The sequence below is a fragment of the Stenotrophomonas chelatiphaga genome (assembly GCF_001431535.1).
GTDB lineage: Bacteria > Pseudomonadota > Gammaproteobacteria > Xanthomonadales > Xanthomonadaceae > Stenotrophomonas > Stenotrophomonas chelatiphaga.
In genome coordinates, this window is record NZ_LDJK01000009.1 from 23,158 (window position 1) to 39,768 (window position 16,611).

Below are 16,611 nucleotides of genomic sequence, written 5' to 3' on the forward strand. Positions count from 1 at the left end.
ACACTGCGCCCCCGTGGCGCAATCGACCACTGGCCGAACGGACATTTGTGTCCGAAAATAGCGCATGCCTTCTCTCCGTGCCGACGCGGCCGCCCGCCGCGCCCTGATCCTCGATGCGGCCGACCACGTGTTCGGCAACCATGGCGTGACCGCCCCGCTGGATCTGGTGGTGGAGCGCGCACAGGTGGGACGGGCGACGCTTTACCGCAACTTCCCCGACCGCAGCGCGCTCATCGAAGCCCTGCTGCTGCGGACCGTCGACCGTATCGCGCGCCAGGTAGCCGAACTGGGCACGCGTGACGACGCACTGTTCGTGCTGCTGGACGGCATGGCCCGCCGCATCATCGATTCGCCTGCGCTGGCCGACTACTGGCGCGCGGTGCATCCGGATGACCCCACCGTACGCGGCGCGCGCGAACGCGTGCGCACCCTGATGGAAGCCCCCATCCAGCGCGCCATCGCCGCGGGGCTGTGCCGGCCGGACCTGACCTCCACGGATATTTCACTGATCTCGGGCATGCTGGGTGCGGCCCTGCGCGGCAAGAACCGCGAAGAGCGCAGCGCACTGGCGGGCCGCGCGTTGCAGCTGCTGCGCGCAGGCCTGCAGGGAACCGGCGCCACGGAGGCCTGATGTCGCAGTACCTCAAGCCCATCCCGGACTGGGAGGAACACGAAAAGCCCACCCTCCCCGGCTCGGCGTCGATGCCCTGGCATCCGCCGCACCGGCGCGCGGCCTATGCGCTGGTGTCGGTGCTGGTCGCCATCACCGGCGGCCTCGGCACCGCGCTGGTCACCGCCAACCTGCCCTTCCTGCAGGGACAGCTCGGGCTGACCCCGGTGCAGGGCACCTGGCTGGTGGCGTCCTACGTGATGGTCAACGTCACCGCCAACCTGCTCGCCTTCAAGTTCCGCCAGCAGTACGGCATCCGCCTGTTCGCCGAAATCGGTCTGGGGTTGTACGCCGCACTGGCCCTGTTGCACCTGGCCGTCGGCAGTTTCGAAACCACCGTGCTGCTGCGTGCGGCCAGCGGTTTTGCCGGCGCGGCCTGCTCCACGTTGGGCACGCTGTACATGCTGCAGTCGTTGCCGCGCCGCTACACCGGCAACCTGCTGGTGATCGGCGTGGGCCTGTCCCAGCTGGCGGTGCCGCTGGCCTGGGTGGTTTCGCCGAGCCTGGTGGGTACCGGCCAATGGCATCTGCTGTACTTCTTCGAAGCCGGACTGGCGCTGTGTGCGTTCGCGGCGGTGGTGCTGCTGAAGCTGCCACCGGGCGTGCAGATCAAGGCGTTCGAACCGCTGGATTTCCTCACCTTCGCGCTGCTGGCACCGGCCGTTGGCCTGCTGGTGGTGGTGCTGGCGCAGGGCTACGTGCGCTGGTGGACCGACACCCCGTGGCTGGGATGGGCACTGGTCGCCTCGATCACCCTGGCCACGGCAGCCTTCGTGATTGAACACTACCGGCGCAATCCGCTGCTGCAGGTGCGCTGGCTGGCCAGCCTGCCGGTGCTGCACTTCATCGTCGGCGCCTTCCTGCTGCGCTTCCTCACCACCGAACAGTCGTACGGCGTGGTCGGGCTGATGCGCACGCTCGGCATGGGCCCGGACCAGATGCGGCCGCTGTTCGCGGTGATCCTGGCCGGGGTGGTCACCGGCATCGCCGCCAGCTCGCTGACCTTCGGGCCGAAGCGGCTGATCCCGCAGGTGCTGATGGCGATCCTGCTGCTGGGCAGCGCCGCCCTGCTCGACCAGCACCGCACCAGCCTGGACCGGCCGCACGATTTCTACGTCAGCCAGTTCCTGGCCTCGGTCGGCTCGGGCATGTTCATGGGGCCGCTGATCATGCTCGGCATCACCGCCGTGCTGAAGCAGGGCGTGGACCACATGATCACCTTCCTGGTCACCCTGTCGATCACCCAGACGCTGGGCGGGCTGGCCGGTTCGGCCGTGCTGGGCACGGTGCAGCTGCATCGCGAGCAGCTGTATTCCAGCGCACTGGTCAGCCAGCTGGACCCGGCGGATCCGGTGGTGGCGCAGCGGCTGCGCCTGCAGCAGCAGCTCTATGCCGCACAGATCACCGACCCGGTACAGCGCAGCGCGCAGGGCACCGCGCAGCTGGCGCAGATCGCGCGCCGCGAAGCCAACGTGCGCGGCTTCAACGATGTATTCACGCTCAGCGGCTGGCTGGCGCTGGGCTTCCTGGGCTGGCTGCTGTCGCTGCAGGTGTGGATCGCCGCGATGAAGCAATGGCGCAAGCGCCGTCCCTCCCCTTCCTCCCCCGCGGCGCCCGATGCGGCTGCCGCACCGCGTTGAGTAGACCCCATGTCCCAGCAACCTCCCCGTGATGACGACGCCCCCGACAACGTCAATCCGGCGCCTCCCACCGATGCCGCACCCGCCCCTGCGCCGCCTCCGCCGGCGGCCGCCCCGGTGACGCCCACGGGCGCGCCGAAGTACCTCAAGCCCAGCAACCGGGCGGTGGTGATCATGGTGGTGGTCGCCCTGGTGGGCATCGCGCTGATCCTGCGCGGCTGGCAGCTGTGGCCGTTCACCAGCGCCATCGCCAGCACCGACAACGCCTATGTGCGCGGGCAGATCACCGTGCTGGCGCCGCAGGTCAATGGCTATGTCACCGACGTGCGGGTCAAGGATTTCCAGCACGTCAAACAGGGCGATGTACTGCTGCGCATCGACGATCGCATCTACCACCAGCGCGTGGCGCAGGCCGAGGCCGCGCTGGACAGCGCGAAGGCCGCGCTGGCCAATTCGGACCAGTCGCAGGCGCAGAACCGCGCGCAGATCGCTTCGGCCAAGGCCACGCTGTCGGCCGGGCAATCCGAACTGCAGCGTTCGCGTGCGGAGCTGGCGCGCTACGAGCAGCTGGCCGAACAGCGGCTGGTAGCGTTGAACGACCGTGACAAGTTCCGCACCAGCCAGGCCTCCGCGCAGGCCGGCGTGCAGCAGTCGCAGGCGCAGATCCAGATTGCCGAGGAAACCCTGGTCTCCACCCGGGTGGCGCGCAAAGGGCTGGAAGCCCAGGTGGAAAGTGCGCAGGCGGCGCTGGAGCTGGCGCGCATCGACCTGGCCAACACGGTGGTGCATGCCCCGCGCGACGGTCAGGTCAGCGAAGCCAGCGCGCGTGTCGGCCAGTACGTGACGGCCGGTTCGCAGCTGCTGTTCCTGGTGCCCGATGCGCTGTGGGTGGTGGCCAACTTCAAGGAAGGCCAGACCTGGCAGATGCGCATCGGCCAGCCGGCCACGTTCGCGGTGGATGCATTCCAGGGCGAAGTACTGCGCGGCCACGTAGAGGAGATCGCCCCGGCCACCGGTTCGGAGTTCAGCGTGCTGCGGCCGGACAATGCCAGCGGCAACTTCACCAAGGTGGTGCAGCGGTTGCCGGTACGGATTGCGATCGATGCCGATCAACCGCTGGCGGCGCGGCTGCGGCCGGGGATGTCGGTGGTGGCCAAAGTGGATACGTCGGTTGAGCCTGCGTCCACGCCGCGCGAGCGGTGAGTGGGTCGAACGGGTGAGACCTCCTCGCGGGTGGCTTGGTTTGTGGCTACGTGCTTTGGGCCGGGCGGTGGGGCTGTGCGGGGGACGGCAGAAGCTGCGTCCATGCGGGCCTCGTTTCGCGCCATCCATGGCGCTCAACGCCCCCGCACAGCCCCACCGCCCGGCCCCTGACAGGTTCCGGTGGCCGCCACCCGCGCAAAAAAGACAAAGAAAAGCGGTAGCGCCGACCCATGGTCGGCGGGATCCATCAGCCCCCTACTTCCCCAAACATCCGCCGACCATGGGTCGGCGCTACCAGGATGGTCATGGATTTGTCGAAGGGGGGGCAGGGTGGCTGTGCAGGACCGTCTTTTCGCATGGATGCGAAAAGCGAGCCTCCATGGACGGATTCACGGCGTGTCCTGCACAGCCACCCCGCCCCGCCAACACGCAGCCCCGCAGCTGTTGCCGTTGCCGTTGCCGTTGCCGTTGATTGAAAAAAAGCAGGCCGCCGGGCCGCAGGCCCGGCAACAAAAACAACTCAGCCCGCGCAGCGGGCGCAGAGTCCGTGTACTTCCAGCGTCTGCGCCTGCGGCTGGAACCCCAGTTCCTTGGCGCGCTTTTCCAGCTGGCTGACGATCTCGCGGTCTTCCAGCTCCACCGCGCTGTGGCAGCTGTTGCAGATCAGGAACGGCACCGAATGCGCCGCGCTGCTGGGATGGTGGCAGGCCACGAAGGCATTCACCGATTCCAGTTTGTGCACGAACCCGTTGGCCATCAGGAAGTCCAGCGCGCGGTACACCGTCGGCGGGGCGTCGGCGCCCACGCCCTTGCCGCTGCGTACCCATTCCAGCAGCTCATACGCCTTGACCGGCTTGCCGGCCTCGGCGATCAGCCGCAGCACGTTGGCGCGGATGGGCGTGAGCCGCAGTCCGCGCTCGCGGCACACGCGCTCGACCACCCCCACGAAGTCCGACGCGTCGTGGACGTGGTGGTGCGGGGCCGTGCAGGCGTGCTTGGCGGACATGCGGGTTCTCCAGTTCGGGCGGATTTCAGGCCGCTGCCACTACCTTGGTAATGGCAACATCGATGCGTTTCAAGGCCTCATCGCGACCGGCAAGGTACACCGTCTGCGAAATGTCCGGGCTCACCTGGGTACCGGTGATGGCCACGCGCAGCGGCTGGGCGACCTTGCCCATGCCGATCTCCAGCGCCGCGGCGGCATCATGCAGCGCCACCCCCACGCTTTCAGCGGTCCACGCCGGCAATGCCGCCAGCAGCTCGCGCGCCTTGCCCAGCGGCAGTTCGGCGCCGGGCTTCAGGTGCTTGGCCACGGCCGCTTCGTCGTAGGTTTCCAGCGGCTGGTACCAGACCACCGCCTTCTCGGCCATTTCCTTCAGCGTCTGCACGCGCTCGCGCAGGGCGACCACGACATCTTCCGCCGACGGGCCAGCGTTCAGGTCCAGGCCCAGCTTCTCCAGCTGGTACACCAGCGCCGGCGCGATGGACGCAGCGGCTTCGGTCTTCAGGAAATGCTGGTTGACCCAGCCCAGCTTGGCCATGTCCAGGCGGGCCGCCTTGGAATTACAGTTGGTCACGTCGAACAGGTCGATCAGCTCCTGGCGGCTGAAGATCTCCTGGTCACCGTGCGACCAGCCCAGACGGGCCAGGTAGCTCAGCAGCGCCTCCGGCAGGTAGCCGGCGTCCTTGTACTGCATCACGTCGGCCGCGCCGGTGCGCTTGGACAGCTTGGCGCCCTGCTCGTCCAGGATCATCGGCATGTGGCCGAACTTCGGCACCGGTGCGCCGATGCCCAGATACAGGTTGATCTGGCGCGGGGTGTTGTTGATGTGGTCATCGCCGCGGATCACCTCGGTGATGCCCATGTCCCAGTCGTCCACCACCACGGCGAAGTTGTAGGTCGGGTAGCCGTCCGGGCGGAAGATCACCATGTCATCGAGCTCGCTGTTGGCGATCTCGATGGGACCCTTGATCAGGTCATCGAACACCACCGTACCGTCGAGCGGGTTCTTGAAGCGGATCACCCGGTTCGGGTCATCGCGATAAGGCAGGTTCTGCTCGCGCGCGGCACCGTTGTAACGCGGCTTTTCCTGCTTTGCCATGGCCGCCTCGCGCATCGCGTCCAGCTCTTCGCGGGTCTCGTAGGCGTAGTAGGCCTTGCCGTCGGCGACCAGCTGTTGGGCCACTTCCAGGTAGCGGGCCACGCGCTGGGTCTGGTAGATCGGACCTTCGTCGTAGTCCAGTCCCAACCACTCCATCGCCTCCAGGATCGCGTCGATGGCGCCCTGCGTGCTGCGCTCGCGGTCGGTGTCTTCGATGCGCAGCACGAACTCGCCGCCACGGTGACGGGCCTCCAGCCAGCAGTACAGCGCCGTGCGGGCGCCGCCGATGTGCAGGTAGCCGGTAGGACTGGGGGCAAAGCGGGTGCGGCAGGTCATGGGACGCTCGGGGAACGAATATCCGCCGATTTTAGCAAAAGGGGGCGGAGGGGATGACGTCGCGCCCCCCCGCCCCTTCACGCCCCTGCGGCGCCGTCTACGACTTACTCCCCGCCGTCGCCATCCAGCGCCTTGCGCGGGAACAGGGCGTCGCGGGTGGCGGCGTTGTAGACGAACGAGGCCACGATCGCGGCGGCCTGCTTCAGGTCCTCCGGTTCGGCGTGGTCCCAGGTGTCCAGGTGGCTGTGGTGGACGTTGCTGAAGTAGTCCAGCTTGTCCTGGATGAACTGGAAGCCCGGCAGGCCGACGCGGTCGAAGCTGATGTGGTCGGTGGAGCCGGTGTTGCGGGTGGCCACGGTGGTCGCGCCGACGTCGTTGAACGGCTTCAGCCAGGCCTCGAACAGCGGCATTGCCGCCAGGTTTTCCTGGGCATGGATGCCGCGGAAACGACCCGAGCCGTTGTCCATGTTGAAGTACACCGAGAACTTTTCGTAATCGCGGCGCTTGACCAGGGCACCGGTTGGCTCGCGCAGCGACGCTGGCAACGCCTTCTGCGCCGCATCGGTGGGTTCGGGGAACTGTGCGAAGTGCTTGGCCACGTAGGCCTGCGAGCCGATCAACCCCTGTTCCTCACCGCTCCACAGCGCGACCCGGATGGTGCGCTTGGGCTTGGCACCCACCGCCTTGAGGATGCGCATGGCTTCCATCATCACCGCCACGCCGGCGGCATTGTCGGCTGCGCCGGTGCCGGTATGCCAGGAATCCATGTGCGCGCCGAGCATCACCACTTCATCGGCCTTGCCGCTGCCGCGGATTTCGGCCAGCGTGTTGTAACCGGGCTGGTTGCCGTCATCGGTGAAGCGCGCAGCCACGTCCACGCGCAGCTTCACCGGCTGCTTGGCCGCCAGTGCGCGCACCAGCGGATTGAAGTGTTCGGAGATCATCGCCAGCTCCGGGATGCCGGCTGATTCGCCGGCCCTGCGCGAACCGCCGCCGGCCACCCGGATGATGCCGTTGTCCCAGCCGCTGATGCTGATCGCCGCCAATGCGCCCTCTTCCACGAAGAAGGCATTGACCGCCTTGGCCAGCTCCTGCCGCTCGGTGTATTCCTTGACCCGCTTTTCCTTGTCGGCCGCCGCGTTCTTCGGCACCGTGAACGCCTGCAGGCCCTCCAGCGAGGTGGCATCGTGGCGATGCGAATCCGGCTCGGTGCCACGCTTGTACTCCCGCGCTTCGCCCAGCAGCAGGATCTTGCCGCGCAGCTTGCCCTTGTACTTTTCCAGGTCGGCCAGCTTCTTGATGTCCACCTGCACCAGCTCGCCCTCCACCGGGCCATGGGTGCCCGGGGTCCAGGCCTTGGGCAGCGCGTGCAGCGGCTGCATGCGATCGCCCTGGGTACCGCTGCCCAGCATCAGCACCGATGCCGAAGTGAACTCCCAGCCGCGCCCGAAGTCCTCGAACGCTTCATCGTGCACGTTGACCAGGCCCCATTCGTTGAACTTGCCGCGCGTCCACGCGTTGGCCTGGGCCATCGCCGGCGAATTGGTCAGCCGGGGGCCGATGCTTTCGGTGAGATGGCTGAAGGTATCCATCACCTGCGAGCGATGGAACGCTTCCTGGCGGATCTTGCTGACCATGTCCAGGTCGACCGGCTCGGCGCGCTGCGCCCATGCCGGATTGCTCAACGCCAGCGCGATTGCCAGCACACCCCACTTCCCCATCGTCCAGCCTCCGGCTCGCGCCGTCACAGATCAATCCCCGAGTGTAGGGCGAAGGGCCGCGCACGACAGATGCCTAAGGTCACACAACGCAACGGCGCCACATTCCGATCGGGAATGTGGCGCCTCGGCATGCATGCCGGAGCATGCCGGAGCAGGTCAGCCCAGGGTGCGCGGCTGGCCGTCGGTGGGCAGCGCGGGCGGCGTACCCATGCCCAGCGCATACCAGTCCACCCGGCGGGTCACCCACATCACCAGCGCGAGGATCCCGAACAGCAGCAGCGAGCCCATCAGCAGTGCGTTGTTCTCCGACACCAGCAGGCCATACAGCGCCCCGTACAGCACCGTCAGCATCAGCGCGAAGCCCGCGCCGCGCTTCCAGTGGCCCAGCACGTTGGCCAGGTACACCGCCTGCAGGCCGATGCAGGCCAGCGCCGATACCAGGTAGGCCTGCCAGAAGGCGATGTGCTCGGACAGGCTGATCAGCAGCAGGAAGAAGATCGCCAGCGCCAGGCCGACCATCAGGTACTGCAGCGGATGGATGCGCAGCTGGCGGATCAGTTCGAACAACAGGAAGCCGACGAAGGTGAGCAGCACGAACAGCACGCCGTACTTGGACGCACGATCGGCCTGGGTATACACGTCCACCGGATCCACCAGCGAGACCTGCACCGCCTGCGTGGACGGATCCCCGGCGCGCAGCTGGCGCTGGGCATCGGAGGCCAGCGAGGACACCGCCCAGCGTGCTTCGAAGCCCTGCGCGTCGACGCGGCGCTCGTTGGGCAGGAAGGCGCCGGCGAAGGAAGGATGCGGCCAGCGCGACCGCAGGGCGATCTGGTTGTCATCACCTACCGGTACCACCGCCAGCGAGCGGCTGCCATCCACCTGCAGGTCCAGCTCGATCCGGCTGGCGGCCAGCACGCCACCGCGGGCATCGGCGAATCCGCCGAGGTCGGCATGCAGTCCGCGGCCCAGTTCATCGGCCACGCCGACGCCCGGCTGCAGCCGCAACGGTGCGCCATTGACGCGCAGGTCCGGCGTCCCCACCAGCCCGCGTACGTCACTCAGGCCGATCGCCAGGTACGGCGTGCCGTAGCTGCGTCCTTCCTTTACCGGATAGTCATCGGCAGCGAACGCCGCGCTGATGTTGCCCTGCCAGCTGTAGACCGGCACCTTGAACAGGCCGACCGAGCGCTGGTCCGGCAGCAGCCGTCCGTCCACGCTCAGCTGCTGCGGCATCTGCAGCCAGTGACCCTGCGTGGTCTGCACTTCGGTGCTGGTCTTGCCGGCTTTGTCGACCACCGCCACGGTGGTGCGCTCGATCCACGGCACCACCCGCACCGGGCCGACCAGCTGCTGGGTGCCGGCACGGCTTTCGGCCACCCGGCGGAATGCTTCTTCGCGGTACTCGCTGCGGTCGGTGATGACGCCACGGATCAGCATCAGTGGAACCAGCAACAGCAGGATCAGCCCGCCGACAATGGCGAAGCGCAGGAACAGGTGCAGGGATTTCATGGTCCATCCTCGTTGGAGAGGCCTGCAGGATGGACACCCCGGATGTGCGGGGTTTGAGGCGAGTTTGAAGCGAATGTGAAGTGGCCGCTAGCGCGGCAGCCACAGCACCGCGCGGGTACCGCCGGACGCACCCGCTTCCACGCGGGCGCGCCCACCGTGCAGGCGTGCCACCTCACCAACGAACGGCAGGCCCAGACCGGAGCTTCGTGCGCCGGTGGCCGGGCGTGCCAGCGAATAGAAGCGTTCGAACACGCGCCCGCGCGCGAACTCCGGAATGCCGGTGCCCTGGTCGATCACCTGCAGCGCGATGCCGGCGCCCTCCGCGCCGGCGACCAGCTGGATGCGGCTGCCGGCCGGCGAAAAATCGATTGCGTTGTCCAGCAGGTTGCCCAGCGCCTGGCGCAGCAGGTAGCCATCGCCCTGCAGCGTCATCGTGCCGGCGGGCTGCACCTGCAGCTCTACGCCGGCGGCCTGCGCACGCAGCTGCACGTCCTGCTCCACCGCGGCCAACAACGTGGCCACCGACAACGTGTCACGCGACTGCAGCCAGCCGTGCTGCTCCACTTCGGCCAGCGCCAGCAGCTTGTCGATGGTCTGGGTCAGCCGCTGCTGCTGGTCGACGATGCTGCGCGCGAAGCGCTCGCGGTCTTCGGCCGGCATCGGCTCCTGCAACAGCTCGGCCGCGCCGCGGATCGCCGCCAGCGGGCTCTTCATTTCATGGGTCAGCGACTGTACGTACTGCTCCACGTAGGCCTTGCCTTCCAGCTTGCGACGCATGGTTTCCAGCGCGCGGCCGAGGTCGCCGATCTCATCGCGCCGCGGCTTCGGCGGGGCCACCGGCTCACCGGCACTGACCGCCTGCGCATAGCGGTTGAGCCGCCGCACACCGGTCATCAGCCACGCCGTCATCAGGATGCCGATCAGCGCCGACAGGCCGATCAGCCACGCACCGCGAAGCATGATCTGGCGCTGGCTGGCGGTGATGAAAGGATCGATGCTGCGGTTGGGCTGGGACAGCGACAACACGCCGATCAGGGTGCGGCCATCGGCCGGGTCGTACACCGGCGCCGCCACGTGCATCACCGTGTGGGTGGCATCGCCGGGCACTTCCGGGCTGGAGCGCGCGCCGTACTCGCCGCGCAGGGTGCGATGGACATCGTTCCAGCGCGAGTTGTCGCGGCCGACGTCACGGCCCAGCGAGTCGTACAGCACGATGCCCTTGGCATCGGTGATGGTCACCCGGTAGTCCAGCGCGCGCTTGGGGAAGCGCCAGACCATCGCCTTGGGGTCGCGGCGCTGCGCACGGGCCAGGCTGGCGGTGAAGCCACCGCGGGCCAGGGTGCCGGCCTTGAGCTCCGGCGCGGCCAGTTCGGCCAGCACGTTCGCTGCATCCACCAAGGTGGATTCCATCGCCTGGCGTACCCCCGGCTTCACTTCCTCCACGAACACACGCATCACGAAGAAGGCGGCCAGCCCGACGATCAGGAAAAAGCCCAGGAACAGTTTCAGTCCCAGCCGCATGCTCAGGCCTCCAGCGCATAGCCGACACCGCGATGGGTGCGGATCGGGTCATCGGTGGCACCGGCACTGCGCAGCTTGGCACGCAGCGTCTTGATGTGGGTGTCCACGGTGCGGTCGGCGCTGTCGGCGCTGGCGTCCCAGCCGCGATCCATCAACTGGGCACGGCTGAGGATGGCACCGGGGCGCTGCAGCAGGGCAGCCAGCAGCGCATATTCGTAGCGCGTCAGGTCGAGCAGCTGTTCGCCATAGCGGATGCGGTGGCCCTGCCGATCGATATGGAACCTACCCTGCTGCTGCCAGCGGCCATCGGACGTGGCCCCGGCCACGCCGCTGCGGCGCAGCCGGGCCCGCACGCGCGCCACCAGTTCGCGCGGCGAGAACGGCTTGGTGACGTAATCATCGGCGCCCAGTTCCAGCCCCATCACCCGGTCGACCTCGTCGTTGCGCGCGGTCAGGAAGATCACCGGCAGCTGCCCCACGGCGCCCGGCAGCGCGCGCAGGCGACGGCAGACCTCGAAGCCGCCCAGGTCGGGCAGGCCCACATCGAGCATCACCAGATCGAACGCGCCGTCCTGCAGCTGCTGCAGGGCCTGCCCGCCGAGCAGGCAATGGGTGGCCGCGAAGCCTTCGCTGCGCAGCGCATACAGCACGGTTTCAGCGATGGCGGCCTCGTCTTCGACCACCAGCACGCGGGCAACGGGTTCTGTCATGGGCGGCAGCATAGCCGCTGCGATAGCCGCTGCGCCTGCCGACCCGTACACTGCGCCCCATGAACTACCGCCACGCCTTCCATGCCGGCAACCATGCCGATGTCCTCAAGCACATCGTGCAGCTGGCCCTGATCGACAGCTTCAAGCGCAAGGACAGCCCGTTCTTCGTGCTGGACACCCATGCCGGCCGCGGCCGCTACCTGCTGGCCAGCGAAGAGAGCCGCAAGACCCTGGAAGCCGAGGACGGGGTCATGAAGCTGATGTCCCAGCCCAAGCTGCCCGAAGTGGTGGAGCGCTACCTCAAGGCCGTGCAGGCCGACAATCCGGTCGGGGCGATGATCACCTACCCCGGCTCGCCGCTGCTGACCGCCCAGGCGATGCGCCCGCAGGACCGCCTGGCCGCCTGTGAGCTGCAGCCCGAAGAAGCCGCCGCGCTGAAGAAGCTGTTCGCCGGTGATGCCCGGGTCGGCGTGTATGAAGGCGACGGCTACGAAAAAATACGGGCGCTGGTCCCACCGAAGGCAAACGGTGCCAAGATCGGCCGCGGCCTGGTGTTGATCGATCCGCCTTACGAGGGCCAGGACGCCGAGTACATCCGCATCCTTGCTGCCCTGAAGGAAACCTTCGAGCGCTGGCCGCAGGCCACCTGCGCGGTCTGGTTCCCGATCAAGCAGCGCCGCACCATCCTGCATTTCCTGCGCAAGGCCACCGCCCTGCCCTACAAGTCGGCGATGACCATCGAGCTGCTGGTGCGGCCGGATGAGTCGCCCCTGCGCCTCAATGGCAGCGGGATGCTGATCCTCAACGCCCCGTTCCAGTTCGACCGGGTGATCGGCCCGGCCCTGCCCGCGCTCAAGCAGCACCTGGGCGAGCCCGGCGCCAGCACCCGCCTGGACTGGTTGAAGACCGCCGAATAAGGCCCCCGTGGCCACTGCGTCCCGTGAACCTTCCGTTCACGGAATGCACCCATGGGGATGCCACAATCGCTGGACCACCAAGGAACTACCCGGTATGGCCACTCGCAACCGCATGCCGCCCTGGCACGAGATCTTCAAGGCCCCCAGTGGCCATGAACTGCTGATCCGTCCCATCCGGCCCGAAGACGGCCCGCCGTTGCAGGCGGCCTTCAGCCTGTTCGGCCCGGAAGAGATCCGCGACCGCTTCCTGCAGGCGGTGACTGAACTGTCGCCGGAGACCACCCAGCGGCTGACCCATCCCAATCCCAAGACCGAGATCACCCTGGTCGCCGCCGAGTCGCTGCCGGCCGGCGAAGCGGTGGTCGGTGCTGTCGCGCGTGCCTCGATCATCCAGGGCACACGCGAAGCGGAGTACGCGATCCTGATCAGCCGCTTCCTGATCGGCCAGGGCCTTGGCCGGCAGCTGATGCGCAAGCTGGTGAAGTGGGCACGCGGCAAGTACCTGGATCGCCTGTACGGCGACATCGCCGAAGAAAACGAACCGATGAAGCAGCTGGCAGACTCGCTGGGCTTCAAGCCGGTGCCGCATCCGCAGGGTACGCCCGGGCTGGTGCGCATGGTGCTGGAACTGGATAACTGAGCGGATGCGCCGGGCGCTGCCCGGCGATGCTTGCCTGGCCGCTGCGCTCGCCGAGCATGGCTCGGCGCTACCCGGCGTGGTGCCGCGCCCGCCTCGCTTGACGGATCGTTGTCCGGGCCTGCACAGGCGGCTCTGGTAGAATCGTCGGCCAATGTCGCGCTCTCCTTATCCCCTTCCGCCGCTGCCCCGTCCCGGCCAGCTCCGCGCCTGGTGGCGCGCTCCCAGCTCGCCCACCGCGCTGGCCTGGTACCTCGCCCGCGCGGCGCAGGCACACGATGGCCCGGTGCTGGTCGTCGCGCCGGACAACCACGGTGCCAACCAGATCGAATCCGATCTGCGCACCCTGCTTGGCGATGATCCGTCGCTGCCGGTGGTGGCGTTCCCGGACTGGGAAACCCTGCCCTACGATCGCTTCAGTCCGCACCCGGACATCATTTCCCAACGCCTTTCCGCCCTGCATCGCCTGCCCGGCCTGAAGCGTGGGCTGGTGGTGGTGCCGGTGCAGACGCTGATGCAGCAGCTGGCGCCGAAACAGTATGTGATCGGTGGCAGTTTCGATCTGGAAGTCGGCCAGCGCCTGGACCTGGATGCAGAAAAGCGGCGACTGGAAAGCGCCGGCTACCGCAACGTGCCACAGGTGATGGACCCGGGTGATTTCGCCGTGCGCGGCGGCCTGCTGGATGTGTACCCGATGGGTGCCAGCGAACCACTGCGCGTGGAACTGCTGGACCAGGACATCGATACCATCCGCGCCTTCGATCCGGAAACCCAGCGTTCACTGGAGAAGGTACAGGCCGTGCACATGCTGCCCGGTCGCGAAGTCCCGATGGACGATGCCAGCATCTCGCGGGTGATGGACGCCCTGCGCGAACGCTTCGATGTCGACACGCGCCGCAGTTCGCTGTACCAGGACCTGAAATCGCGGCTGGCACCGGCGGGCATCGAGTACTACCTGCCCTTGTTCTTCGACCACACCGCCACGCTGTTCGATTACTTTTCCGCCGACGTGCTGCCGGTGATGGCTGCAGGCGTCGGCGAAGCCGCCGCGGCGTTCTGGGCGCAGACCGGCCAGCGCTACGAACAGCGCCGACACGACGTCGAACGGCCGCTGCTGCCGCCGGGGCAGCTGTACCTGTCGCCGGAACTGCTGCGCGAGCGCCTCAACGACCTGCCCCGCGTGGAAGTCTGGCCGCCCGGGCATGCGCGCATCGAACAGGCCCACGCGCTGGGAGACACCGCGTTGCCGCCACTGCCGGTGGCTGCGCGCGATGCCGCCGCAGGCCAGGCGCTGGCCACGTTCATCGAACAGTATCCCGGCCGCGTGCTGATCGCCGCCGATACCGCCGGTCGCCGTGAGGCGCTGCTGGAAGTCCTGCAGGCCGCCTCCCTGCGCCCGCCGGTGGTGGCCGACCTGCCGACATTCCTGGCCGGCAGCGAGCGCTTCGCGATCACCGTGGCGCCGCTGGAAGACGGCTTCGCGCTGGACGATCCGCGCATCGCGGTGCTGACCGAACGCCAGTTGTTCCCCGAACGCGCAGCGCACCAGCGGCGCTCGCGCCGTGCCGGTCGCGAGCCCGAGGCGATCATCCGCGACCTCGGCGAACTGACCGAAGGCGCGCCGATCGTCCATGAAGACCATGGCGTGGGCCGTTACCGCGGCCTGATCGCGATGGATGTCGGCGGCATGCCCGGCGAGTTCCTTGAAATCGAATACGCCAAGGGTGACCGGCTGTACGTGCCGGTGGCCCAGTTGCACCTGATCAGCCGCTACTCCGGCGCATCGGCGGAAACCGCTCCGCTGCATTCGCTGGGTGGCGAGCAGTGGACCAAGGCCAAGCGCAAGGCCGCCGAAAAAGTCCGCGACGTGGCCGCCGAATTGCTGGAAATCCAGGCGCGCCGTCGCGCCCGCGCCGGGCTGGCGCTGGACGTGGACCGGGCGATGTACGAACCGTTCGCCGCCGGTTTCCCGTTCGAGGAAACCCAGGACCAGCTGGCCGCGATCGATGCGACCCTGCGCGACCTTGCCAGCAGCCAGCCGATGGACCGCGTGGTCTGTGGTGACGTCGGCTTCGGCAAGACCGAAGTGGCCGTCCGCGCGGCGTTCGCTGCGGCCAGTGCCGGCAAGCAGGTCGCCGTGCTGGTGCCGACCACGCTGCTGGCCGAACAGCATTACCGCAACTTCCGCGACCGCTTCGCCGATTACCCGATGAAGGTGGAAGTGCTGTCGCGCTTCAAGTCCACCAAGGAGATCAAGGCCGAGCTGGAGAAGGTCGCCGATGGCACCATCGACGTCATCATCGGCACCCACCGGCTGCTGCAGCCGGACGTGAAATTCAAGGACCTCGGCCTGGTCGTGGTCGATGAGGAGCAGCGTTTCGGCGTGCGCCAGAAAGAGGCGCTGAAGGCGATGCGTGCCAACGTGCACCTGCTGACCCTGACCGCGACGCCGATTCCGCGCACGCTCAACATGGCCATGGCCGGGCTGCGCGACCTGTCGATCATCGCCACGCCGCCGCCGAACCGACTGGCGGTGCAGACCTTCATCAGCCAGTGGGACGATGCCCTGCTGCGCGAAGCCTTCCAGCGCGAACTGGCCCGCGGCGGCCAGCTCTACTTCCTGCACAACGACGTGGAAAGCATCGGCCGCATGCAGCGCGAGCTGTCCGAGCTGGTCCCCGAAGCCCGCATCGGCATCGCCCACGGACAGATGCCCGAGCGCGAGCTGGAACGGGTGATGCTGGAGTTCCAGAAGCAGCGCTTCAACGTGCTGCTGTCGACCACGATCATCGAATCGGGCATCGACATCCCCAACGCCAACACCATCATCATCAACCGCGCCGACCGTTTCGGCCTGGCCCAGCTGCACCAGCTGCGTGGACGCGTGGGACGTTCGCACCATCGTGCCTACGCCTATCTGGTGGTACCGGACCGCCGCTCGATCACCCCGGATGCGGAGAAGCGCCTGGAAGCCATCGCCTCGATGGATGAACTGGGCGCGGGCTTCACCCTGGCCACCCACGACCTGGAAATCCGCGGCGCCGGCGAACTGCTGGGCGAAGACCAGAGCGGGCAGATGGCCGAAGTGGGCTTCAGCCTGTACACCGAACTGCTGGAGCGTGCCGTGCGCAGCATCCGGCTGGGCAAGCTGCCCGACCTGGATGCCGGCGAGGAAGCCCGCGGGGCCGAAGTGGAGCTGCACGTGCCCTCGCTGATCCCCAACGACTACCTGCCCGACGTGCACACCCGCCTGACGCTGTACAAGCGCATTTCCAGCGCGCGCGACAGTGCGTCCCTGCGCGAGCTGCAGGTGGAGATGATCGACCGCTTCGGCCTGCTGCCGGACGCGGCCAAGCATCTGTTCGCGATCGCCGAACTGAAGCTGCAGGCCAACGAGCTGGGCATCCGCAAGGTCGACCTCGGCGAGGCCGGTGGCCGCATCGTGTTCGAGGCCAAGCCGAACATCGATCCGATGTCGGTGATCCAGCTGATCCAGAAGCAGTCGAACCTGTACAGCATGGACGGCCCGGACAAGCTGCGCATCAAGCACCCGCTGCCGCTGCCTGAGGACCGTTTCAATGCGGCGCGTGCGCTGCTGACGACGCTGGCGCCGGGCTGACCGCTGCGCTCGCCGACCCTGGG

The 16,611-nt window shown here is 67.8% G+C and carries 12 protein-coding genes; 6 read left to right on the plus strand and 6 right to left on the minus strand.

Going from position 1 to position 16,611, the window contains the following annotated elements; genetic code table 11:
• The first annotated feature begins 64 nt into the window (after positions 1-64).
• Genes ABB28_RS03525 through ABB28_RS03535 form a run of 3 tightly spaced genes read left to right on the plus strand, consistent with a single transcriptional unit; the run spans position 65 to position 3,513 of the window.
• Positions 65-631, plus strand: a complete 567-nt coding sequence (locus tag ABB28_RS03525; protein ID WP_057507303.1) for a TetR/AcrR family transcriptional regulator — start codon at positions 65-67, stop codon at positions 629-631.
• Entirely contained in the window at positions 628-2,310 is a 1,683-nt protein-coding gene (locus ABB28_RS03530) for an MFS transporter (RefSeq protein ID WP_057507335.1), read from the plus strand. The genes ABB28_RS03525 and ABB28_RS03530 overlap by 4 nt, the downstream gene beginning before the upstream one ends.
• A 9-nt stretch (positions 2,311-2,319) precedes the next feature.
• Positions 2,320-3,513: an HlyD family secretion protein gene (locus ABB28_RS03535; RefSeq protein ID WP_057507304.1), complete on the plus strand. Its 1,194-nt coding sequence runs from the start codon at positions 2,320-2,322 to the stop codon at positions 3,511-3,513.
• A 520-nt stretch (positions 3,514-4,033) separates the two neighbouring features.
• Here ABB28_RS03535 and ABB28_RS03540 read toward each other — a convergent pair.
• The 6 genes from ABB28_RS03540 to creB form a co-directional block, all read right to left on the minus strand.
• A complete protein-coding gene (locus ABB28_RS03540; RefSeq protein WP_042612667.1) occupies positions 4,034-4,519 on the minus strand; it encodes a Fur family transcriptional regulator in 486 nt (161 codons plus the stop codon).
• A 25-nt stretch (positions 4,520-4,544) separates the two neighbouring features.
• Positions 4,545-5,951, minus strand: coding sequence for a glutamate--tRNA ligase (gltX, locus tag ABB28_RS03545; protein WP_057507305.1), 1,407 nt, complete (start codon positions 5,949-5,951; stop codon positions 4,545-4,547).
• Positions 5,952-6,055: 104 nt separating this feature from the next.
• A complete protein-coding gene (locus ABB28_RS03550; RefSeq protein WP_057507306.1) occupies positions 6,056-7,672 on the minus strand; it encodes a M20/M25/M40 family metallo-hydrolase in 1,617 nt (538 codons plus the stop codon).
• 156 nt (positions 7,673-7,828) lie between these two features.
• Positions 7,829-9,184, minus strand: coding sequence for a cell envelope integrity protein CreD (gene creD, locus ABB28_RS03555; RefSeq protein WP_057507307.1), 1,356 nt, complete (start codon positions 9,182-9,184; stop codon positions 7,829-7,831).
• Between the two features lie 87 nt (positions 9,185-9,271).
• Positions 9,272-10,705, minus strand: a complete 1,434-nt coding sequence (gene creC / locus ABB28_RS03560) for a two-component system sensor histidine kinase CreC (protein ID WP_057507308.1) — start codon at positions 10,703-10,705, stop codon at positions 9,272-9,274.
• Between the two features lie 2 nt (positions 10,706-10,707).
• Positions 10,708-11,427, minus strand: coding sequence for a two-component system response regulator CreB (gene creB, locus ABB28_RS03565; protein WP_211260354.1), 720 nt, complete (start codon positions 11,425-11,427; stop codon positions 10,708-10,710).
• Positions 11,428-11,474: 47 nt separating this feature from the next.
• Between creB and ABB28_RS03570 the strand changes: the two genes are divergently transcribed.
• The 3 genes from ABB28_RS03570 (at position 11,475) to mfd (ending at position 16,588) form a co-directional block, all read left to right on the plus strand.
• Entirely contained in the window at positions 11,475-12,332 is an 858-nt protein-coding gene (locus ABB28_RS03570; RefSeq protein ID WP_057507309.1) for a 23S rRNA (adenine(2030)-N(6))-methyltransferase RlmJ, read from the plus strand.
• Between the two features lie 94 nt (positions 12,333-12,426).
• Positions 12,427-12,972 carry a GNAT family N-acetyltransferase gene (locus ABB28_RS03575; RefSeq protein ID WP_057507310.1) on the plus strand — a complete coding sequence of 182 codons (546 nt, stop codon included), beginning with the start codon at positions 12,427-12,429 and terminating at the stop codon, positions 12,970-12,972.
• Positions 12,973-13,123: 151 nt separating this feature from the next.
• A complete protein-coding gene (gene mfd / locus ABB28_RS03580; RefSeq protein WP_057507311.1) occupies positions 13,124-16,588 on the plus strand; it encodes a transcription-repair coupling factor in 3,465 nt (1,154 codons plus the stop codon).
• Positions 16,589-16,611 lie beyond the last annotated feature (23 nt).